Source organism: Pseudomonas sp. SWRI92 (assembly GCF_014268685.1).
Taxonomy (GTDB): domain Bacteria; phylum Pseudomonadota; class Gammaproteobacteria; order Pseudomonadales; family Pseudomonadaceae; genus Aquipseudomonas; species Aquipseudomonas marvdashtae.
The window spans coordinates 384,213-406,391 of record NZ_JABWQY010000001.1 but is presented as its reverse complement, the minus strand read 5'-3'; the positions used below and the strand labels follow the sequence as shown (position 1 = coordinate 406,391).

The window sequence follows — 22,179 nt, the reverse complement described above, 5'->3', positions numbered from 1 at the left end:
GCCGTTTTTGCTTTTACCGGCGACAGATTCTGTCAAAGGGCTCCCCCACCGCGCGTTCATGATGCTAGGTTGTAAGTGATTGTTTCATACCGTCACTTTTTTCCCTGCAAAGGAATGCCTCTCACCATGAACTTTCCGTTCAAGCGTCTTGCTATAGCCACCCTTGTCCTGTCCAGCCTCTCGGCATTTTCGATGCCGGCCAACGCCAACATCACCGCGCAACAGAGCGCGACCCTCGTCAAGACGTTCGCCGATACATCGGTCAGCGATTTCCGGCAGTTCCTGGCCAGCGTTGCCAAGAGCGACCTGGCCAAGAGCGCCAACCTCGGCCCGGCCATCAGCGCCTTCCAGGGCAACAAAACCTTGTCGGCAGAACAGCAGAACGAAATCCATCGACTGTTGGGGATTTATGCCCGGGTGAAATACGGCAAAGCCGCGACCGAGACCTTGCGCGAGCTGGTTGAAATCCCGACGTATCGCAAGGACGGGGTGGCCCAGCATGAAAACCCTGAATTCCTGAAAATCGCCGACAAGATCAAAAACCTGGCGGAAGGCTTCAACCTGAACTTCCGTAACGTCGACAACCGTGTCTATGAGATTTCCCTCGACGGCAGCGGCGACGAAGTCGTGGGTATTCACGCTCACGCCGATGTAGTGCCAGTCACGCCGGAGAACTGGGTGCTCAAGGACGGCACCAAGCTCGATCCATTCAAGGTCACCCTGATTGGCGACCGGATGTATGGCCGCGGCACCGAGGATGACAAGAACGCCATCGTCGTGGCGCTGTATGCCATGAAGATCATCAAGGAAGAAAAACTGCCGTTGGCGAGAGACTTCAAGCTGTTGGTCGACACGACCGAGGAAACCACCGGCGACGCCATCCCCTATTATTTCGAACGCAATCCGACGCCTAACTACAACCTGGCGCTGGACGGCAGCTACCCCGTCGTGATCGCCGAGAAAGGCTACGGCACGGTCATGGCCAACTTTCCCCGGCGCGCGGCCCAAGGCAAGGGTGCGCAAGTCACTGCGCTGACCGGCGGCATGGCGACCAACCAGATTCCCTCCACCTCGGTCGCCACGTTCGTTGCCGACAAGCCTGCCGAGCTGGCCGCCAGCCTGCTCAAGGCCGGCACCGACTATGCCAAGGCCAACGGCAGCAACTTCGAAGTGACCAGCGCGGTCGTCGACAACGCGGTCAAGCTGACCTTCACCGGCGTTTCCGCCCATTCCTCCGAACCCGAATCAGGCGTCAACCCGGTCGCCCGGATGCTGGATTTCATCCACGGCCTCGACGGCAAGGTCGCGCTCAAGCACAACCACATCACCGACGCCGCCCGCTATGCCGCCGACAACTGGGGCCTGGATTACCTGGGCAAGAACCTGGGCATTGGCTTTTCCGACGCGTTCATGGGCCCGCTGACCGCGTCGCTGACTTACGTCGGCATGGATGAAAAAGTCTTCAAGCTGGCGGTCAACCTGCGGGTTCCCGTCGGCAAGCCGACCGAGGTGCTGAAGACTGAAATCACCGACAAGCTGGCCGCCTGGACCCGTAAATCCAAGGTTGCGGTTGCTTTCGATTTTTCCATCGACGAACCGATGTACCGCAACCCCGAAGGTGAATGGGTCAAGGCGCTGCTGGCCGTCGCCACCGAGAATCTCGGCATGGAACACACGTTCGGCACCTCGGCCGGCGCCACGTCGGTCCATGACTTGCCCAACGGCGTGCAGTTCGGCCTGGCCATGCCCAACCTCAAGTACACCGGCCACAACGACAACGAGTTCAAGACGGTCGAGCAGTTCCTGCTGGATTTGCAGATCGTGACCGAGATGATGGGACGGATCGGGCAGTTGCCGAAGCTCTAGATATTCCTGCCCAGCAAAGCTGTTTGAAGTTGGATCGTTCCCACGCTCCGCGTGGGAATGCATCCCGTGACGCTCTGCGTCACCTCCCAGAAGCGGAACGCGGAGCGTCCCTGGCGACATTCCCACGCAGGAGCGTGGGAACGATCGATATGTGGCCTTATTCCTTCAGCTGAGTTGCACTTGGATCGATAAGCTTGGCCGTAATGTCGACCAGCTCCACCCCCCAATCCCCATGCAGGTACCAATCTTCGCCGATCATCTCGGCCGGGTGCATGGTGCGGTCGGCGCCGTTGCCGCAGGCCAACGCGGTCGCTGCACAATAGCGGTCGCAGCCCCAGCAGATGCGCTCGGGATGTTTCGGGCTGATGGGAAAGGGCTTTGCCATGACGACCCCGCTGACCAAATGGGTGTATCCCCACCCTAGCGTGTCTGTGCGCGATGCCCCTTGATTCCGATCAAGAACAGCGCCGCCGACACCAGCCGTACGGACCGCCCAAATATTCGCACTGAAAATTGACAAGAATCATTATTATTCGCAGCGAAGCTTCCTAGACTCGGCGCCATCAAATAGCCAACCAGGAAGTCATCATGCGCGCGCTTTTTCCCCTGCCTCTCGCCCTGCTCTTTCTCGCTCCGCTGGCCCAGGCCAAGGAGTATCCGATCGGCGAACCGCAACTGTGCCCTGGGCTTGAAGTCGGCGCGGTGTATCTGCAACCGATCGAAATGGCGCCCGCCGGCATGATGCGCGCGACCGCCGATTCCGACGTGCACCTGGAAGCTGACATCCGCGCCACGGCGGATAACCGGCAGGGCTTCCAGGAAGGCAGTTTCGTGCCTTATCTCAACGTATCGTTCCAGCTGAAAAAACAAGGCGACGACACCCAGCTCAAAGGCGATTTCCATGCCATGGTCGCCAATGACGGGCCGCACTACGGCGACAACGTCAAGCTGCTTGGCCCGGGCAAATACCAATTGACTTTCACTGTTCTGCCGCCGGGTGGCCACGCGTCTCTCGGTCGCCATACCGACAAGGAAACCGGCGTAGCACCGTGGTTCGAGCGCTGTGAATTGCATTACGAATTTGTCTACGCAGGGATCGGGAAAAAAGGCGGGTACTGAAGATGAGCCGCCGATTTTTCTGGCTGATGTTGACCGGCCTGCTACTGCCATCAATCGCCCGGGCTGAATTGCTTACCTACGAGCTGAGTATGCGCGATGGGCATTTCACTCCGCCGCTGCTGGAGGTCCCGGCTGGCCAGCGCTTCAAGATCGTGCTGAAGAACGTCGGCCAAGGCCCGGCGGAATTTGAAAGCACGCCCCTGCGCGTCGAAAAGGTCCTGTCTCCCGGAGTGACCACGTTCGTGGTGATCCACCCGTTGCGCCCCGGCCAGTACCCATTCTTCGATGAATTCAATCCGCAACTGCCCGAGGGCGGCATTCTCGCCCGGTAATCGTCCAGGAGGCGTTTGCATGACGCAATCGATGTTCATCGTCTGGCGCGAAAGCGTCGAGGCGCTATTGGTGATCGGCATTCTCCAGGCTTGGGTGAGCCGCCAGCAACAGGCCGAACGGCTGCGCCGTTACGTGTGGAGTGGCGCGGCCCTGGGCTTGCTGCTCTCGGGCGTGCTGGCCGGACTGATCCTGATCGCCGGCGAAGCCATGAGCGGCGCTGCCAACGAATGGTTCCAGGCTTCATTGGCGTTGCTCGCCAGCCTGCTGATCGTGCAGATGGTCGGCTGGATGCATCGCAACGCCGGCACCCTCAGGCATGACCTGACGCGCCGTGCCGACCAGCGCCTGGGGCGTCAGGGCGGCATGGGATTGCTGGTGCTGGCGTTATTGGCGGTCAGCCGTGAGGGCAGCGAAACCGTGGTGTTCCTGTATGGCGCCGGGGCCCGTCTGCAAGGACCGTCACTGGGTTTGTTCGCCGTCGGCGCAATAGCCGGGTTGGTGCTCTCGCTGCTTACCGTTTCCTTGCTGCACGGCAGTCGCCGATTCATCTCGTGGACCCGTTTTTTTGCCATCAGCGAAGCGATCCTGCTGCTCTTGGGCGCGGCGCTGCTGGTCAGTGGCGTCGAGCGGATCGCCGGCCAGTTGCTGGCAATGGATTGGCCCGAGGCGGTGTATCGCGGCATCGGCGATGCGCTGTGGGACAGCAGCGTAATACTGGATGACGGTCACGGGCTCGGCGGTTTCATCGCCGACTTCACCGGTTACCGAGCCAGCCCAAGCCTGCTGATACTGCTGGCGTGGCTCGGCTACTGGTGGGCGGTCGCTGGCTGGTTGCGACCAGCCAAAGCGGAAAAGCTGCCATGCCCGAGCTGAATCCCTGGCTCCAGCGCCTGGGCGACGGCCTGCGGCGCCATGGCACGACCATCCGCGCCGTGCAATGGGCGGTGGTGTCGTTCTATGCGGTGCTGTTGGTGATACCGGCCATGTTGCCGTTGCCGGACAGCCAGGCACGCCTGTTGAACAACTTGACGCTGTTCGCCCAGTTTCTGTTCTGGGGGCTCTGGTGGCCCTTCGTCTTGCTCTCGATCGTGTTGTTCGGCCGGCTCTGGTGTGGCGTACTTTGCCCGGAGGGCGCCTTGAGCGAATGGGCCAGTCAGTACGGCCGTGGCCTGGGCGTGCCGCGCGGGTTGCGTTGGGCCGGCTGGCCGACCCTGGCGTTCTGCCTGACCACGCTCTACGGCCAACTGATCAGCGTCTACGATTACGCCCAGGCCGCGCTGCTGATCCTTGGTGGATCGACCGTCGCGGCCGTCGCCGTCGGGTTGCTGTTCGCCCGGGGCAAGCGGGTCTGGTGCCGCTACCTGTGCCCGGTCAGCGGCGTCTTCGCCCTGCTCGCCCGCCTCGCCCCCGTGCACTTTCGAGTCGACGAGCAACGCTGGCTGGAAAACTCCGGGCCACGTCGCCCACCGCCCAATTGCGCGCCCTTGCTCGACATCCGTCGCCTGCGCGGCGCTGCCGATTGCCACGCCTGTGGCCGTTGCAGCGGTCAGCGCGACGCGGTGCGCCTGATCGCCCGCTCCAGCAATCAGGAAATCCTTGAATCCACGCCGACGACGGTCTCGCCTTGGGACGTTCGCTTGTTGCTCTTTGGGGTGATCGGGTTGGCAATGGGCGCCTTCCAGTGGACCGTCAGCCCCTGGTTCATCGCCCTGAAACAGGCACTGGCCCACTACTTGGTGGTGCATGATGTGACCTGGCCCTTGGAGGATAACGCCCCGTGGTGGCTGCTCACTCACTATCCGCAACTCAATGACAGCTTCAGTTGGCTGGATGGGTTTTGCATCGTTGTCTATCTTGGGTCCAGCGCTTTGCTGTTAGGCACATCGCTGATGCTCATCGTGCGCCTGGCCGCAAGACTGGCAGGTGCGCCTGCACGATATCGGCCCTTAGCCATCACTCTCGTGCCCCTCGGCGGTGCAGGGTTGTTCCTGGGTTTATCGGCCACCACGGTCAAGCTGCTGCGCTATGAAGGATTGTTATTGGAATGGGTGCAGCCGGCCCGGGCGATCCTGCTGGTGATGGCCATCGGCTGGAGCATGCTGCTGGGCTGGAGAATGCTCGGCCGTGAAGGCGCGGCGCCGATTCGGCGGCTGCTTGCGATGGCCTGCATGGCCCTGGCCAGCGGTTTGGTCGGGTATGGCTGGTGGTTGCAGTTCTGGGGGTGGTAAGCCCGGACCTCCAGGCTTTCCCCTAATACCTACACCTTGAATCGCGCTACCGTCTGATGCAGCGCCCCGGCCATCTGCGCCAGGTCCTGGCCGGCCGTGTCGGTGTGCCGGGCTCCCAGCAATACCTGCTCGGACAGGTTGCGGATGCCCACCAGGTTGCGGTCCACCTCGCGGGCCACCAGCGCTTGCTGCTCCGTGGCGCTGGCGATCATCAAGTTGCGCTCGTTGATCTGCCCGATCGACAGGGCAATTTCATCCAGCGCGTCTCCGGAGCGCTGGGCGACTAACAGGGTGATCCGCACCCGTTCGCTGTTGCCTTGCATCGCGGTGACGGCCTGTTCGCTGTCCTGGCGGATGTTGCCGATCATGTCTTCGATTTCCCGGGTCGAATCCTGTGTGCGATGGGCCAAGGCCCGCACCTCGTCGGCCACTACCGCGAACCCACGTCCGGCATCGCCGGCCCGGGCGGCTTCGATGGCTGCATTCAATGCCAGCAGGTTGGTTTGGTCGGCAATGCTGCGGATCACCTCCAGCACCGAACTGATGTCCTGCACGCGTCCGGCCAGTTGCTGGATTCGGCCCGAGGTGTCTGTGACCCCGTCGGCCAGTGCGTGAATCGAGGCGACGGTTTCCTGCACCTGATCACGGCCACGCTGGGCAGTTTGCTCGGACAACCGCGAAGCTTCGCTGGCACTCACCGCGTTGCGCGCCACTTCATCCACCGCCGCCGTCATCTGGTTCACCGCCGCCGCGGCCTGTTCGATTTCCTGTCCTTGCAACTGCAAGGTGCTGTTGGTCTGGCTGCTCACGGCGCTCAGTTCTTCGGAGGAACTGGCGACCCGATCCACCGAAGCCGCAATCTGCCGGACCATGGTGTTGAGGCTCTGTTGCATCTCGTGCATGTTGCCCATGACGCTGTCGTTCGCACCGACGCCGACGGGCACCCGGATCGTCAAATCGCCCCGGGCGATGTGGCTCAGCACCCGCGCCGCGTCGTTGGGCTCGCCGCCCAGCGGACGGGTCACGCTGCGGGTCACCAGCAACGCGACGGTACTTACCACGGCCAGGCAAGCCAGCACCAGTGCAAGCATGTTGCGTCGCGCGTCGCTGTAGCGTGCCTGGGCCAGTTGCTCACGCTCGATAAAAATCCTGCCCTGCAGGGCCATCATCGTTTCGAGGCTCTTGTACACCTCAAGCTCCGCCGGAATCACGCCTTGCTTGAGCTGCGTCATCGCCTCATCCGTAGCGCCCTGGCGGATCAGCGCCTGGACCTGGACAAACGCCGCCACGTAGGCCTCTCGGCGCTTCTTCAGCTCAGCGTAGGCGGCCTTGCCTTCAGGCTGGTCGAACAGCGGTTCGAGCGTTGCGAAGGCCTGGGTGATGCGTTGCCGGGTAGTGTCGATGGACTGCTGGACCTGCGTATTGTTCTTGTCGATCAACAGGTCGCGGGTGTTCCTGGCGTTGTCGCGCACGCCCGTGGCGATGACCATGATCGGATTGATCCTGGGCCAATCCTGCTGGACGATCTGCACCGCCTGGTCACGCAGCGTTGCCAAATCGTTCAGGGCATACAGCGCCAGGGCGATCAATGCCAAAGGCGCGATGGCAAAGCCCATCACGATACGTTGGGCAGTGGTGAGTCTGGTCATGTCAAATGCTCCCTGTTCAACTACCTGCCGATTGGCAGCGCATTTGAAAACCATAAAAAAGTGTGGCCCGGTGATTCCGGGCCGCTGTCGAGGACGGGTCCCTGCGGTCGGTCAATTGCGCAACACGAACGAAGGGAACAACTCGCGCATCGCGGCCCACAGCTCTGGCTGCAAGGCCTGTGCCGAAACGCTGGAAAGATGGGGGTCGAGCATCCGGGCGGTGCGCACCAGCTGCACGGCAAAACGCTTGACGCCCCGCTCGCTCAGGCGTCGGGCCAGGGTCAGCAGTCGGTCGGGGTCGAACAGGTGCCAATGGACGGTGGTGCGGCATTCGTAGTCCACGCCACTGTCCAGCAGATGATCGAGGCTGCGCCAGTTCGCTGCGCCACTGCCTTCGACGCGGGTCACCTCCAGGGCATCTTCGGGCAGAGCCTTGACGTCGAAGCCCACCCAGTCGACAAGCCCGACCACTTTGGCGAAAGCCGCCGGCTTGATACCGGCGCTGTGCAGGCCGATACGAAAGCCCATCTGCCGCACTTCTTCCATGGCTGGCGCCAGGCCGTCCTGCAAGGTTGGTTCGCCGCCGCTGAACACCACGGCGTCGAGCAGATCCTGGCGGCGTTGCAGGAACGCCAGTACCCGGCACCAATCCACTTCCTCGCTGCCGCGCGGCGGGATCAGCTGCGGGTTATGGCAGTAACGGCAACGCCAGGCGCAACCCTGGCAAAACAGTACACACGCCAGTTGGCCCGGGTAATCGAGGGTGGTCAGGGGCACCATGCCCCCGACCCGAAGCACTCGACTCATGGACGCCCGGCCGCGCTTTCGGTGAAGTGCACCCGCTCGCGGTGCTCGGACTGCTTGCCCGGGTTGAATGCCGCTACCGGACGGTGGTACCCCATTACTCGGGTCCAGACTTCGCAACGTTGACGCTGTGCGGGGGGAAGGCTTTGCGATGCATTCATGGGTGAAGCTCCTTGCGGTCAATGGATCGGATCAGTGGACGCTGCCTGCCAGTTGCTGTTTCAGCAGCAAGGCCTCGTCGCATTTCGGGCAGAACTCGTGTTCGCCAGCCAGGTAGCCGTGCACCGGACAGATGGAAAAGGTTGGCGTGATGGTCAGGTACGGCAGGCGGAAGCGCCCCAGGGCCTTGCGCACCAGCTGCTTGCAGGCCTGGGCGGAGGAAATCTGCTCGGCCATGTACAGGTGCAGCACCGTGCCGCCGGTGTACTTGCATTGCAGTTCGTCCTGCAGCTCCAGGGCTTCGAACGGATCGTCAGTGAAGCCCACCGGCAGTTGTGACGAGTTGGTGTAGTACGGCGCGACCGGACTGCCGGCCTGCAAGATATCCGGGTAGCGCTTGAGGTCTTCCTTGGCGAAGCGGTACGTGGTGCCTTCGGCGGGGGTCGCTTCGAGGTTGTAGAGGTGGCCGGTTTCTTCCTGGAAACGCAGCAGCGTGGCCCGCACGTGGTCCAGCAGTTTCAAGGCGAATGCCCGGCCCTGCTCGGTGTGCAAGCCCTCCTTGTCACCCGTGAAATTGCGCAGCATCTCGTGCAGGCCGTTCACGCCGATGGTGGAAAAGTGATTGCGCAAGGTGCCCAGGTAACGCTTGGTGTAAGGGTACAAACCGGCGTCCATGTGATGCTGGATCACCTTGCGCTTGACCTCCAGGCTTTCCATCGCCAGCTCCATCAAGGCGTCGAGGCGCTGCAACAACGCGCTGGTATCGCCCTTGTACAAGTAGCCCAGGCGCGCGCAGTTGATCGTCACCACGCCCAGGGAGCCGGTTTGTTCCGCCGAGCCGAACAGGCCACCACCGCGCTTGAGCAGTTCGCGCACGTCCAGTTGCAGGCGACAGCACATCGATCGCACCTGATTGGGTTGCATGTCCGAATTGAGGAAGTTCTGGAAATACGGCAAGCCATAGCGGGCAGTCATTTCGAACAAACGGTCGGCGTTTTCGCTGTCCCACGGGAAGTCATGGGTAATGTTGTAGGTCGGGATTGGGAAGGTGAAGACCCGGCCTTTCGCGTCGCCAGCCTGCATCACCTCGATGTAGGCGCGGTTGATCAGCTCCATCTCCACTTGCAGGTCACCGTAGGCGAACGGCATCTCCTGGCCACCAATGACCGGGATCTGTTCACGCAGATCCTCAGGGCACACCCAGTCGAAGGTCAGGTTGGTGAACGGCGTTTGCGTGCCCCAGCGCGACGGCACATTGAGGTTGTAGATGAACTCCTGCAGCGATTGGCGAACCTCGTCGTAGCTGAGATTGTCCTTGCGCACATAGGGCGCCAGGTAGGTGTCGAACGAGCTGAACGCCTGGGCGCCGGCCCATTCGTTTTGCAGGGTGCCGAGGAAATTCACCATCTGTCCCAGGGCACTGCTCAAATGCTTGGGCGGCCCGGCCTCGACCCGCCCAGGCACGCCGTTGAGGCCTTCGTGCAGCAGCGTGCGCAGGGACCAGCCGGCACAGTAGCCGGCGAGCATGTCCAGGTCGTGGATGTGCAGGTCCGCCTCGCGGTGTGCCTGGCCGATGGCTTGGCTGTAGACCTCGTCGAGCCAGTAGTTGGCGGTGACCTTGCCCGACACGTTGAGGATCAGCCCGCCGAGGGAATAACCCTGGTTGGCGTTGGCTTGTACGCGCCAGTCTTCACGGTCCAGGTATTCGTTCATCGACGTGGCGACTTCCACCAGCGTGCGGCGATCCCGACGCAGGCGTCCGTGTTGCTCGCGATAGACGATGTAGGCACGCATGGACAGGAAATACCCGGCGTCCATCAACACCCGCTCGACCCGGTCCTGGATCTGCTCGACGTTCAACCGCGTCTGCCCTTCCAACCGCGCCAGCACCGCCTCAAGCAACACCTCGGCCTCGGCTTCGGCGTACTCGCCGGTGGCCTTGCCGGCGGCAATCAGCGCCTGGCGGATCTTGTCCGCATCAAAGGCAACCACACTGCCGTCGCGCTTGTGCAAGCGGTTACGGCCTACTGAGATCAACGTGCTCTGCATTTTGGCTCCAGACACTACATATAGGTGTTTTTTATCGTTCATACACAATATGCAGTAGAGAATACGTCCCAAGAGATTGCTTGAAATTGACTGATGTCAAGAAGGGACAATGACCTGGAAAGCTATTTCACCAACGCTAAAATACCGTGGCGAGGGAGCTTGCTCCCGCTGGCCTGCGAAGCAGGCCCAAAAAGGCAGGCGACTGCTGCGCAGCCGAGCGGGAGCAAGCTCCCTCGCCACAAGAGCCGGAGTGCAGCGTACCTAACCGCCGCTCATGTTCATGAACCGCACGATCTGCACTTCCCCGCCAGGGCTGAAGTCATGCTGCAAGGGCTTGCCCTTGAGTGCCTGTTTGATCGATTGAATGATCGGCTGGTCATCCAGCGGATAGCGCCGCAGCAAGCCACGTAAATCGAGGGAATTCTCTTGGCCCAGGCACAACAGCAAACGCCCTTCGACAGTCATGCGCACGCGGTTGCAACTGGCGCAGAAGTTATGGGTATTGGGTGAAATGAAACCGATCCGAGTATCCGCGTGGCGTTCCAGGCGCACGTAGCGCGCCGGACCACCGCTGTTTTCGGTACTGTCGAGCAGGCGGTGATGGCGGGCGATGGCCGCCCTTACTTCATCGCTGGAACAGAACGACTCGCCTCGGGAACGACCGACGTCCCCCAAGGGCATTTCCTCGATGAAACTGATGTCGATGCGTTGCTCAATGGCGTATTGCACCAGCGCCGGGACTTCATCGAAGTTGCGCCCCTTCATCACCACGCAGTTGAGCTTGATCCGCTCGAACCCGGCGACCTTCGCCGCCTCGATCCCGTCCAGCACCCGGCCCAGGTCACCGTTACGGGTGATGGCCCGAAACCGCTCGCCGTCGAGGCTGTCGAGGCTGATGTTCATGCGCTTGACGCCGGCATCCACCAACGGCCGGGCCAACCGCGCCAGCTGCGAACCGTTGCTGGTCATCACCAGTTCCCGCAGGCCGGGCAATGCCGCGATGTCGCGACACAGCCCGACGATGCCCGGACGGATCAGCGGCTCGCCACCGGTCAGGCGGATCTTCTTCACCCCCAGCCCGACGAACAACCGGGCCAGGCGCTGCAACTCCTCCAGGGTCAACACTTGCTGACGCGGCAGGAAGGTCATGTTTTTCGCCATACAGTACACACAGCGAAAATCACAACGATCGGTCACCGACATCCGCAAATAATCGATCTGGCGCCCAAACCCGTCCTGCAACACCGCGTTCATGGAGATCTCCCGATTGAGCCCGTGCTCACTGCACCAGCGGCGAGTCGGCGCCCTGAAGATGAATGCCACGGATGTCCGCCGCACCGATCAGGGTTTGCAGGTATTGCACCAGCGCCTTTTGCCAAACACCCTGCTGCAACTGGGTGCGAATTGCCGTCGCCACGGCCTCGTAAGGCAACGCCTGACCCTCGATGCGCTGGTCGATGCTGATTACGTGCCAGCCATAGCGACTTTCCAGCGGTTTGCTGGCCAGGCCCGCCGGCAAGGTGAACAACTGGCGCTCCAGCTCCGGCACGGTCTGGCCCTTGCTGATCTGTCCCAGCGAACCGCCCTGCTCCTTGGACGGACACGCCGAATACTTCAGCGCCAGCTCGGCGAAACTGCCCGGGAACTGGTCCAGCCGTTCCAGCAGCAACTCGGCCTGGACATGGGTCAGGCTGCGCGCCTCGGCATCGTCCGGCGCGCATTCGAGCAGGATGTGCCGCACCGCCAGCAACGGCGCGCTGTGAAAGCGCGCGCGGTTGCTTTCGTAATAACGCAGGCAAGTCGCCTCGTCGCACTGCGGCACCTGCACCTCGCGTTCGAGCAACAACCGCGTGGCCGCTTCTTCTTCGTTTTCACCGGCACCGACCTGCAACGCCAGGCCCAGTTCGGCGATACGTTGCTGGAGCAGTTCACGAATCACCAAAGCCCGGGCGGCTTGATAGACCGCCTCCTCGCGGCTGTCAGCCGGGTGATATTGCAACTCCTGAGCCATCGCCTGCGGGGTGATCGACACCCCGTTGACGCTGATGATCGGCCACTCCTGCTCGCTGCTGGCGATCAACTGCGGCGCTTCCTCCGCCACCGGCCCGGCCTGGGCCGGTTCGAACTGCACCGCACCCACGGGTTCGACATCGACCACTGGCGGCGCTTTCGCCGAGGAACCGCAACCGCCGCCACCACTACCGCCACCACATCCGCATCCACTCGCCATGATCTTCTCCTCAGAACTTCTGCCGAACGATTTGATAACGACGTCCCAGGTACCAAACCGGCGCACTGACGATGTGGACGAGACGGGTGAAAGGGAACAACACGAACAGGGTCAGGCCCAGCAGCACATGAAGCTTGTAGACCAGACCCACCGGTGCCATCGCCGTGGCCGCTTCCACCGGTTTCAACAGCACGGTGTTCTGCGCCCAGTCGGCCAACATCACCATCACCGAACCGTCCATGTGGGCGGTCGAGGCGACGATGGTCATCAGCCCCAGCACCAGTTGCACCAGCAGCACCACCAGCACCAGAATGTCCGAGGTGTTGGAGGTGGCGCGTACCCGTGGGTCGGTCAGGCGCCGGTTGAGCAGCATCAGCAAACCGACCAGGCCGAGCACGCCGAAGAAACCACCGGAAACCATCGCCAGCAATTGCTTGTTCTCGGTGCTCAGGAAGTGGTGATACACCGCCGAAGGCGTCAGCAGCCCGACGAAGTGCCCGGCCAGCACGAACAGCACACCGATGTGAAACAGGTTGCTGGCCACGCGCATGCCGCGATTGCTCAGCATCTGGCTGGAACCGGCCTTCCAGGTGTACTGGGCCAGATCGAACCGCGCCCAACTGCCAATCAAACAGATCGCCAGGGCGACGTAGGGGTAGACCCCGAACAACAACAGATCCCATTTAGACATTGCCCACCTCCCCGGCCGGCGCTGCGGCCCGCCCTTCATGCTGAAAATCCACCCAGTGCAGCGGCACCGCACTTTCCTCTCGGACCTTGCCCGGTGCGCTCGGCAGTGAACTGCAACGGTCCTGCTGTTCGGCCTGCATGAAATCCACCGCCTCTTCTTCCCAGATCTTGTCCAGGGCTTCGAGGGAGTCATCCCGTGGTTCGGCCTTCACTTGCTCACGCAGCTCGGCTACCGCCACCTGGGGCTCGGCCCCGGCGATTTGCAGCAAGGCCCGGAAGCAACTGGCGTAGGCGCTTTCACGCTCGTCCAGGCGCGCCGCGAGCAAGGCCAGCAGGTGCGCGACATCGGCCAGGCCCTCGCGGGCCTCGAGGTCTTCGCGGGTGGACAAGAACTCCAGGTACAGCGGGATGTAGTCGGGCAGCTCCTTGACGCCGATGGCGAAACCGGCCTCTTCGTACTGGGCCATCATGTCGACCATGGCCTGGCCCCGGTCGCGGGACTCGCCATGGACATGTTCGAACAACAGCAGCGACAGCGACCGGCCGCGGCCGAACAGCGCGCCGTAGTGTTCCTGGCCGTCCATCAGGTCCTGGCCGCAAACCAGCTCCAGCAGCTCGAACAACCCGGCGCGTTGGGCGGGACTGATTTCCCGCGCCTGCGCTATCGCCTGTTCCAGCTCGTCGCGACCGGCCACCAGGGTCTCGGTCGGGTAGTCGAGGAGCAACGAAATCACCTTGAGAATGCGCATGTTCATTCCTCCCACAACTGCACGGTTTTGATCACGTCGCGGCGGTTGGCCTTCTTGCCGCCGAACATGTTGGTGTCGGAGCTGCCGCTGCAGCCGCTGCCGAAGCTGAAACCACAACCGGAGCGTTCGGCGAACGCATCGCTCATGGCGTCTTCACGGTGGGCGCTCGGCACCACGAAGCGGTCTTCGTAGTTGGCGATGGCCAGGTAGCGGTACATCTCTTCCACCTGGTTCACGCTCAAGCCGACGTCGGCCAGCACTTGCAGGTCCTGCACGCCGTCGACTTGCTCGGAACGCTTGTAGGCGCGCATCGCCAGCAGGCGTTTCAGCGCAAGCTTGACCGGTTTTTCATCGCCGGCGGTGAGCATGTTCGCCAGGTAGCGCAGCGGGATGCGCAGGCTGTCCACGTCCGGGATCACTCCGTTCATGCCCACGGTGCCGGCCGTGGCAGCGTTCTGGATCGGCGACAGTGGCGGCACGTACCAGACCATCGGCAAGGTGCGGTATTCCGGGTGCAGCGGCAGTGCGAGTTTCCAGTCCACGGCCATTTTGTAGACCGGCGAACGTTGGGCCGAATCGATCACCGACTGCGGCACGCCATCGGCCAGCGCCTGGCGAATCACCGCCGGGTCGTTCGGGTCGAGGAAGATCTCCAGTTGCTTCTCGTACAGGTCCTGCTCGTTGGCGGTGCTTGCCACTTCGCTGATGCGGTCGGCGTCATACAGCAGCACACCGAGGTAACGAATCCGTCCGACGCAGGTTTCGGCACACACGGTCGGCATGCCGGCTTCGATGCGCGGGTAGCAGAAGATGCATTTTTCCGACTTGCCGCTCTTCCAGTTGAAGTAGATCTTCTTGTACGGGCAGCCGCTGATGCACATGCGCCAGCCGCGGCATTTTTCCTGGTCGATGAGGACGATGCCGTCCTCCTCGCGCTTGTAGATCGCCCCGCTCGGGCACGATGCCGCGCACGTCGGGTTCAGGCAGTGCTCGCACAGGCGCGGCAGGTACATCATGAAAGTGTTTTCGTACTCGCCGTAGATGTCTGCCTGGATCTTGTGGAAGTTCTTGTCCTTGCGGCGCTTGGCGAACTCGGTGCCGAGAATTTCCTCCCAGTTCGGGCCCCACTCGATCTTCTCCATGCGCTTGCCGGACACCAGCGAACGAGGTCGCGCGGTGGGCTGGTGCTCGCCCAGCGGCGCGGTGTGCAGGTGCTGGTAGTCGAAGTCGAACGGTTCGTAGTAATCGTCCAGGCTCGGCAGGTCCGGGTTGGCGAAGATGTTCGCCAGCACGCGGAACTTGCCGCCGATGCGCGGGTTGATCGAACCGTCGGCGTTGCGGACCCAGCCGCCCTTCCACTTGTCCTGGTTTTCCCACTCCTTGGGATAGCCGATGCCCGGTTTGGATTCGACGTTGTTGAACCAGGCGTACTCCATGCCTTCGCGGCTGGTCCAGACGTTCTTGCAGGTGATCGAGCAGGTGTGGCAGCCGATGCATTTGTCCAGGTTCAGGACCATGCCGATTTGTGAGCGGATCTTCATCTCAGTTCTCCTCGATATCGGTCGGCAGTGGACGCGGCAGATCATCGCCACTGGAACCGTCGAGCCAATCGACCTTGGACATCTTGCGCACCACGACGAATTCGTCGCGGTTGCAACCGACCGTGCCGTAATAGTTGAAGCCATACGCCTGTTGCGCGTAGCCGCCAATCATGTGGGTAGGCTTGAGCACCACGCGGGTCACCGAGTTGTGGTGGCCGCCACGGGTCTTGGTGGTTTCCGAACCGGGCACGTTCACGATCCGTTCCTGGGCGTGGTACATCATCACCATGCCTTCCTTGACCCGTTGGCTGACCACCGCACGGGCGGTCAGCGCGCCATTGACGTTGAAGCACTCGATCCAGTCGTTGTCTTCGATACCGGCGCGCTTGGCGTCGATTTCCGAGAGCCAGACAATCGGCCCGCCACGGCTCAAGGTGAGCATCAGCAGGTTGTCGCTGTAGGTGCTGTGGATGCCCCATTTCTGGTGCGGGGTGATCCAGTTCAGGACGATCTCGGTCTCGCCGTTGCTGCGCTTGCCCTTCACGCCTTCGATGGTGCGGGTGTTGACCGGCGGCCGATAACTCATCAGCTGCTCGCCGAACGCCTGCATCCACGGGTGATCCTGGTAGAACTGCTGGCGACCGGTGATGGTGCGCCATGGGATCGACTCATGGACGTTGGTGTAGCCGGCGTTGTAGCTCACGTGATCGTCTTCCAGGCCGGACCAGGTCGGGCTGGAGATGATCTTGCGTGGCTGGGCCTGGATGTCGCGGAAGCGAATCGCCTCGTGCTCCTTCGAGACCGCCAGGTGGCTGTGGTCGATGCCGGTGAATTCCGATAGCGCCGCCCAGGCCTTCACCGCGACATGGCCGTTGGTTTCCGGGGCCAGGGACAGGATCACTTCGGCGGCGTCGATGGCGCTGTCGATCTTTGGCCGGCCTTGGCTGATGCCCGCTTCGACTTCCTTGTGGTTCAGCTCACCGAGGAATTTCACTTCGGTGTCGGTGTTCCAGTTGATGCCCTTGCCGCCGTTGCCGAGTTTTTCCAGCATCGGGCCCAGGGAGGTGAACTGCTTGTAGATGTTCGGGTAGTCGCGCTCCACCACGTGCAGGTTGGGTGCGTTCTTGCCCGGCACCGGCGCCACCCCGGCACTTTTCCAATCGGTCCCGCCAAACGGCTGGGCCAGTTCGCCGACGCTGTCGTGCAGCAACGGTACCGTGACCAGATCTTTCTCGACGCCCAAGTGGCCGACCGACATGGCGGAAAACGCCTTGGCGATGCCTTTGTAGATCTCCCAGTCCGAACGCGATTCCCAGGCCGGATCGATGGCGGCCGACAGTGGGTGGATGAACGGGTGCATGTCCGAGGTGTTCATGTCGTCTTTTTCGTACCAGGTGGCGGTCGGCAAGACGATGTCGGAATACACGCAGGTCGAGGACATGCGGAAGTCCAGGGTGGTCACCAGGTCGAGCTTGCCAATGGCACCCTCATCGACCCATTCGGCTTCCGTGGGCTTGCACTCGGTGCTGTGGCCGATGTCTTCGTTCATCACGCCGTTCTTGGTGCCGAGCAAGTACTTGAGCATGTACTCGTGGCCCTTGCCCGAGGAGCCCAGCAGGTTGGAACGCCAGATGAACATGTTGCGCGGGAAGTTCACCGGGCTGTCCGGTTGCTCGCAGGCAAAGCGCAGGGAACCGTCCTGCAGCGATTTGACCACGTAGTCCTTGGGATCAAGGCCCGCGGCGGCGGCATCGCGGCAGATGTGCAGCGGGTTGGTGTTGAGCTGCGGCGCGCTCGGCAACCAACCGGCCCGTTCGGCGCGGATGTTGTAGTCCAGGGCGTGCTCGGGGAACTGCGACTTGTCGGCCAGTGGCGAGAGCACATCGTGCATGCTCATCTTCTCGTGGCGCCATTGCGAACTGTGGCCGTAGAAGAAGCTGGTGCCGTTCATCTGCCGTGGCGGACGGTTCCAGTCCAGGCCAAAGGCCAGGGGCAGCCAGCCGCATTGCGGACGGAGTTTTTCCTGGCCGACGTAGTGGGCCCAGCCGCCGCCGGTCTGGCCGACGCAACCGCAGAGCATGAGCATGTTAATCAGCCCACGGTAGTTCATGTCCATGTGGTACCAGTGGTTCATCGCCGCACCGACGATGATCATCGAGCGTCCACGGGTCTTGTCGGCGTTGTCGGCGAATTCGCGGGCGATCTGGATCGCCTTCTCGCGGCTCACACCAGTGATCTGCTCCTGCCAGGCCGGGGTGCCGGGCACCGAGGCGTCGTCATAGTCCTTGGCAACGTTGGCGCCGCCCAGGCCACGGTCGATCGCCAGGTTGGCCGCCGACAGGTCGAACACGGTGGCGACTTTCGCCACGCTGCCATCGGCCAGCACCACACTGTGCACCGGCACGCGGCGGAACTGCACCGCGTCACCGGCCACATGCTGGAAGTATTCCTGGGCTTCGCCGGCGAAGTAAGGGAATGCCACCTCGGCGATGTCGCCACCGATCAGGCTCAGCTTGAGGTCGATCTCGCGCCCCTCGCCGCCTTCGCGGGGCAGGATGTTCCACTTGCCCTTCTCACCCCAGCGATATCCGATGGAGCCTTGGGGCGAAACCAGTTCGCCGTTGGCGTCCAGGGCAATGGTTTTCCATTCCGGGTTGTTTTCCTGGCCGAGGTTATCGGTGAGGTCGCTGGCCCGCAGGAAACGGTCCGGCTGATAACCCGCGCCCGGGGCCGCGCCGAGCATTGGCTTGAGCATCACCAGCACCGGCAGGTCGGTGTAGCGCTTGGCGTATTCGGTGAAATAGGCGCTCGGCTTGTCCAGGTGGAATTCTTTGAAGATCACATGGTTGAAGGCCTGGGCCAGCGCGGCGTCGGTGCCCTGCTTGGGGTTGAGCCACAGGTCGGTGAGCTTGGCGACTTCCGAGTAGTCCGGGGTGATCGCCACGGTCTTGGTGCCCTTGTAGCGCACCTCGGTGAAGAAGTGCGCGTCGGGGGTGCGGGTCTGCGGGACGTTGGAACCCCAGGCAATGATGTAGTTGGAGTTGTACCAGTCGGCCGATTCCGGCACGTCGGTCTGCTCGCCCCAGACCATCGGCGAAGCTGGCGGCAAGTCGCAGTACCAGTCGTAGAAGCTCAGGCACACGCCACCGATCAGCGACAGGTAACGCGAGCCGGCGGCGTAGCTGACCATCGACATGGCCGGGATCGGCGAAAAGCCCACCACCCGGTCCGGGCCGTGTTCCTTGATGGTGTAGACGTTGGCCGCGGCGATAATCTCGTTGACTTCTTCCCAGTTGGAACGGATGAAGCCGCCCATGCCGCGCTTGCTCTTGTACGAGTCGGCCTTGGCCTTGTCTTCGACGATGCTGGCCCAGGCCTCGACAGGCGCCAGGGTCCGCCGGGCTTCACGCCACAGTTTGAGCAGCGGCTTGCGGATCTTCGGGTACTTGAGCCGGTTGGCGCTGTAGATGTACCAGCTGTAGCTCGCGCCGCGAGGGCAGCCGCGTGGTTCGTGGTTGGGCAGGTCGTTGCGGGTGCGCGGGTAGTCGGTCTGCTGGGTTTCCCAGGTGATCAGGCCGTTCTTGACGTAGATTTTCCACGAGCACGAACCGGTGCAGTTCACCCCATGGGTGGACCGCACGATCTTGTCGTACTGCCAGCGCGAACGGTAGACGTTCTCCCAGTCGCGGGACTCCTTGCGGGTCTCGCCGTGGCCGTCTGAAAACTCGCCTTGCTTGCGGTTGAAAAACCGCAGTTGATCCAGTAAATGACTCACAGTGTCTTCCTCTCAGGCTTGCTCCGGGGTCTTCGCCCCGCCCACGCAATAGTTGAATTCGTCTTAGCAGGGTGTCGCCGCGCCTTTGCGGGCGTACCACCACCAGGTCACCACGATGCAGCTCAGGTAGAAGCCGACGAACATGTAGAAGGCCATCTCCGGGCCGCCGGTCAGGGCCATCGAAGTGCCGAAGGATTTGGGAATGAAGAAGGCTCCGAAGGCGCCCATGGCCGAGCTGAAACCCAGCACGGCGGCCGATTCCTTGCCGGCGTTCTTGAGTGCTTGCTCACGCACCTCGGGCTTTTTGCCCAGGGCGGATTTTTCGTGCAGGGTGCGGAAGATCACCGGAATCATGCGGAAGGTCGAACCGTTGCCCACGCCAGTGGTGATGAACAGCAACATGAACATGCCCAGGAAGCCGTAGAAGCTGCCGCCCTCGCCGCCTTTGGGTAGAAAGTGCAACACGCCGAACACCATCGCGATCATCAACACGAAGTTCCACAGGGTGACTTTCGCGCCGCCGAGCTTGTCCGCCAGCCAGCCGCCCAGCGGCCGTACCAGCGCGCCCACCAGCGGGCCAAGGAAGGCGAATTTCAGGGCAATGACTTCCGGGAACGAGGTCTTGATCAGCAGCGGGAACGCGGCGGAGAAACCGATGAACGAACCGAAGGTCGCCAGGTACAACCAGCACATCAGCCAGTTGTGCTTGCGTTTGAAGATCACCGCCTGTTCGCTGAACGAAGCCCGGGCGCTGGACAGATCGTTCATGCCGAACCAGGCAATCAGGGTCACGGCGAGGATGAATGGCACCCAGATGAAACCGGCGTTCTGCAACCACAGCGAGCTGCCATCGGCCAACACTTGGGGTTGGCCGCCCATGAAGCCGAACACACCGAAGGAAATCACCAGCGGCACGCTGAATTGCATCACCGATACGCCCAGGTTACCCAGCCCGGCGTTCAGGCCCAGGGCGGTGCCTTGCTGGGACTTGGGATAGAAAAAGCTGATGTTGGACATGCTTGAGGCGAAGTTGCCGCCACCGAAACCGCAGAGCAATGCGATCAGTACGAACACGCTGTAGGGCGTGCTCGAATCCTGCACGGCGAAGCCCATCCACAAAGCCGGTATCAGCAACGACGCGGTGCTCAGCGCGGTCCAGCGACGGCCGCCGAAGATCGGCACCATGAACGAATAGAAGATGCGCAAGGTGGCGCCGGACAACCCCGGCAACGCCGCGAGCCAGAACAGTTGGTCGGTGGTGAAACTGAAGCCGATGGCGTTCAGGCGCACGATCACCGTGCTCCAGACCATCCACACGGCGAAGGCCAACAGCAGCGCCGGGATCGAAATCCACAGGTTGCGCCGGGCCGTCAGTTTGCCGCTGCGCCCCCAGAATGCAGGGTCTTCCGGGCGCCAGTCATGAATGACCGGGCCCTTTTCAGGCGTTTGCAGAACGGACATGTTCTTCTCCTTGGGCAATGCTGGAAAACGGGGATTGGCCGGCCGGCGGTTGTTTACCCAGCAGCGGGCGCTTGCGCACTTCGCTGAGGTACATCCAGATCAACGAGACCCAGACCACGCCGTAGAGCAACATGAAGCAGGACGAGCGCACGCCAGTGAGGTCCACCAGGGCGCCGAACATGATCGGCAGCACAAACCCACCCAGGCCGCCGGCCAGGCCGACGATGCCGGACACCGCGCCCATGTTCTGCGGGTAGTCGTTGGCGATGTATTTGAAGACCGAGGCCTTGCCGAACGCGAAGGCGATGCCCATCACGAACAGCAGCACGGTGAACAGCGTGGCGTTGAGGCCGATGTGAAAATCGACGATGCCGTTGACGGTTTGCACCTGCAGTTGGGTCTGGGGATAGGACAGCAGGAACAGGCAGATCCAGCTCACCCACAACACCCACCAAGTCACGCTCTGGGCGCCCCAACGGTCAGACATCCAGCCACCGACGGCCCGCAACACGCCGCCGGGCAGGGAGAAACACGCCGCCAGCAGCGCCGCGCTTTGCAGGCTGAAGCCGTATTCCTGCACGTAGTATTTGGTCATCCACAGGGCCAGGGCGACGTAGCCACCGAAGACGATCGAGTAGTACTGGCAGTAGCGCCACACGGCCGGGTCTTTCAGGGATTTCAGTTGCTCACGCAACGTGGCGCCGCCAGTACCGCTGTGTTCCTTTTTCTCGCTGGTGAGAAACCAGAACAGCAGCGCAGTGATGAACAGGATGGCGCTGAACACCTTCGGCACCAGGTGCCAAGTGCCGAGCGCGATCAGCGCGGGGGCGAGGAACTTGGTCACGGCGGCACCAGCGTTGCCGGCGCCGAACACGCCCATGGCGAAACCCTGGTTCTGCTTGTCGAACCACTTGGCGACGTAGGCAATGCCCACCGAGAACGACCCGCCGGCCAGGCCGACGAACAGGCCCAGCACCAGGAACTGCCAATAGGCCGTGGCGAGGGTGATCAGGTAGAGCGGCAACACGCAGGACAGCATCAGCAGGAAAAACACGATGCGCCCGCCGAAGCGATCGGTGAGCAAACCCAAGGGCAGGCGCACCAGCGAACCGGTGAGCACCGGCGTGGCGGCCAACAGTCCGAACTGGGTTTCGTTGAGGGCCAGCAGTTCCTTGATCGGAACGCCGAGCACGGCAAACATCATCCAGACCATGAAGCACACGGTGAAGGCCAGGGTACTCATCCCCAGCACCAGCCCTTGTTGCACTTGCGCTCGCATCACGCTGCACTCCAGTCAATTCGTTGAGCGCAGACTAGTGACGCGAACCCCGCTAAAACTTGACCTGGGTCAACGTGCGCCCCGGTGGTACTGGCCTATGCTGGGGCCGTCTACCTCTAAGGGGGTAGAGCCTGAATTTGATAAGCCCTCTTATTTATCAATGCATTGAACACGTCTGCCGAAGCTTTTATCGAAACGGAGCGGCCGACAACTCTTTAGAGGTAGTGCGCCCAGGATCGGCGACTAC

Annotated in this window: 18 protein-coding genes; 5 read left to right on the top strand and 13 right to left on the bottom strand. The window is 62.2% G+C overall.

Features of this window, described 5'->3' with window-relative positions; all coding sequences use genetic code 11:
• The first annotated feature begins 126 nt into the window (after positions 1–126).
• A complete protein-coding gene (locus tag HU762_RS01520; RefSeq protein ID WP_186631927.1) occupies positions 127–1,866 on the top strand; it encodes a dipeptidase in 1,740 nt (579 codons plus the stop codon).
• Between the two features lie 157 nt (positions 1,867–2,023).
• Here the strand turns inward: HU762_RS01520 and HU762_RS01515 are convergent, their stop codons facing one another.
• Positions 2,024–2,251 (bottom strand): DUF3079 domain-containing protein, encoded by a 228-nt coding sequence (locus HU762_RS01515; RefSeq protein ID WP_186631924.1) that lies wholly within the window; start codon positions 2,249–2,251, stop codon positions 2,024–2,026.
• 203 nt (positions 2,252–2,454) lie between these two features.
• Between HU762_RS01515 and HU762_RS01510 the strand changes: the two genes are divergently transcribed.
• Genes HU762_RS01510 through HU762_RS01495 form a run of 4 tightly spaced genes read left to right on the top strand, consistent with a single transcriptional unit; the run spans position 2,455 to position 5,546 of the window.
• Positions 2,455–2,985: an iron transporter gene (locus tag HU762_RS01510; protein WP_186631921.1), complete on the top strand. Its 531-nt coding sequence runs from the start codon at positions 2,455–2,457 to the stop codon at positions 2,983–2,985.
• 2 nt (positions 2,986–2,987) lie between these two features.
• Positions 2,988–3,317: a cupredoxin domain-containing protein gene (locus HU762_RS01505; protein WP_186631918.1), complete on the top strand. Its 330-nt coding sequence runs from the start codon at positions 2,988–2,990 to the stop codon at positions 3,315–3,317.
• Positions 3,318–3,336: 19 nt separating this feature from the next.
• Positions 3,337–4,191 (top strand): FTR1 family protein, encoded by an 855-nt coding sequence (locus HU762_RS01500; protein WP_186631915.1) that lies wholly within the window; start codon positions 3,337–3,339, stop codon positions 4,189–4,191.
• A complete protein-coding gene (locus HU762_RS01495) occupies positions 4,179–5,546 on the top strand; it encodes a 4Fe-4S binding protein (RefSeq protein ID WP_186631912.1) in 1,368 nt (455 codons plus the stop codon). Before HU762_RS01500 ends, HU762_RS01495 begins: the two co-directional genes overlap by 13 nt.
• Positions 5,547–5,575: 29 nt before the next feature.
• On the opposite strand, the gene HU762_RS01490 is transcribed toward HU762_RS01495, so the two are convergent.
• The 12 genes from HU762_RS01490 to HU762_RS01435 form a co-directional block, all read right to left on the bottom strand.
• Positions 5,576–7,195 (bottom strand): methyl-accepting chemotaxis protein, encoded by a 1,620-nt coding sequence (locus tag HU762_RS01490; protein WP_186631910.1) that lies wholly within the window; start codon positions 7,193–7,195, stop codon positions 5,576–5,578.
• 111 nt (positions 7,196–7,306) lie between these two features.
• Entirely contained in the window at positions 7,307–8,002 is a 696-nt protein-coding gene (locus HU762_RS01485; protein ID WP_238340326.1) for an anaerobic ribonucleoside-triphosphate reductase activating protein, read from the bottom strand.
• Complete coding sequence (gene nrdD, locus HU762_RS26880; protein ID WP_186631907.1) at positions 7,999–8,160, bottom strand: anaerobic ribonucleoside-triphosphate reductase; 162 nt, start codon at positions 8,158–8,160, stop codon at positions 7,999–8,001. Before nrdD ends, HU762_RS01485 begins: the two co-directional genes overlap by 4 nt.
• A 31-nt stretch (positions 8,161–8,191) precedes the next feature.
• Positions 8,192–10,207 carry a ribonucleoside triphosphate reductase gene (locus HU762_RS01475; protein ID WP_186631904.1) on the bottom strand — a complete coding sequence of 672 codons (2,016 nt, stop codon included), beginning with the start codon at positions 10,205–10,207 and terminating at the stop codon, positions 8,192–8,194.
• Between the two features lie 261 nt (positions 10,208–10,468).
• The gene (moaA, locus tag HU762_RS01470) at positions 10,469–11,461 is read right to left on the bottom strand and encodes a GTP 3',8-cyclase MoaA (protein ID WP_186631901.1); all 993 of its coding nucleotides are present in this window, start codon (positions 11,459–11,461) and stop codon (positions 10,469–10,471) included.
• 25 nt (positions 11,462–11,486) lie between these two features.
• Positions 11,487–12,437, bottom strand: coding sequence for a peptidylprolyl isomerase (locus HU762_RS01465; protein WP_186631898.1), 951 nt, complete (start codon positions 12,435–12,437; stop codon positions 11,487–11,489).
• A gap of 10 nt (positions 12,438–12,447) precedes the next feature.
• Complete coding sequence (narI, locus tag HU762_RS01460) at positions 12,448–13,128, bottom strand: respiratory nitrate reductase subunit gamma (protein WP_186631896.1); 681 nt, start codon at positions 13,126–13,128, stop codon at positions 12,448–12,450.
• Positions 13,121–13,876: a nitrate reductase molybdenum cofactor assembly chaperone gene (gene narJ / locus HU762_RS01455; protein WP_186631893.1), complete on the bottom strand. Its 756-nt coding sequence runs from the start codon at positions 13,874–13,876 to the stop codon at positions 13,121–13,123. The genes narI and narJ overlap by 8 nt, the downstream gene beginning before the upstream one ends.
• A 2-nt stretch (positions 13,877–13,878) precedes the next feature.
• Positions 13,879–15,417 (bottom strand): nitrate reductase subunit beta, encoded by a 1,539-nt coding sequence (gene narH / locus HU762_RS01450; RefSeq protein ID WP_186631891.1) that lies wholly within the window; start codon positions 15,415–15,417, stop codon positions 13,879–13,881.
• A 1-nt stretch (position 15,418) separates the two neighbouring features.
• Positions 15,419–19,192, bottom strand: coding sequence for a nitrate reductase subunit alpha (locus HU762_RS01445; protein ID WP_186631888.1), 3,774 nt, complete (start codon positions 19,190–19,192; stop codon positions 15,419–15,421).
• Between the two features lie 63 nt (positions 19,193–19,255).
• Positions 19,256–20,653, bottom strand: a complete 1,398-nt coding sequence (locus HU762_RS01440) for a NarK family nitrate/nitrite MFS transporter (protein WP_186631885.1) — start codon at positions 20,651–20,653, stop codon at positions 19,256–19,258.
• A complete protein-coding gene (locus HU762_RS01435) occupies positions 20,631–21,935 on the bottom strand; it encodes a nitrate/nitrite transporter (RefSeq protein WP_186631882.1) in 1,305 nt (434 codons plus the stop codon). Before HU762_RS01435 ends, HU762_RS01440 begins: the two co-directional genes overlap by 23 nt.
• Positions 21,936–22,179 lie beyond the last annotated feature (244 nt).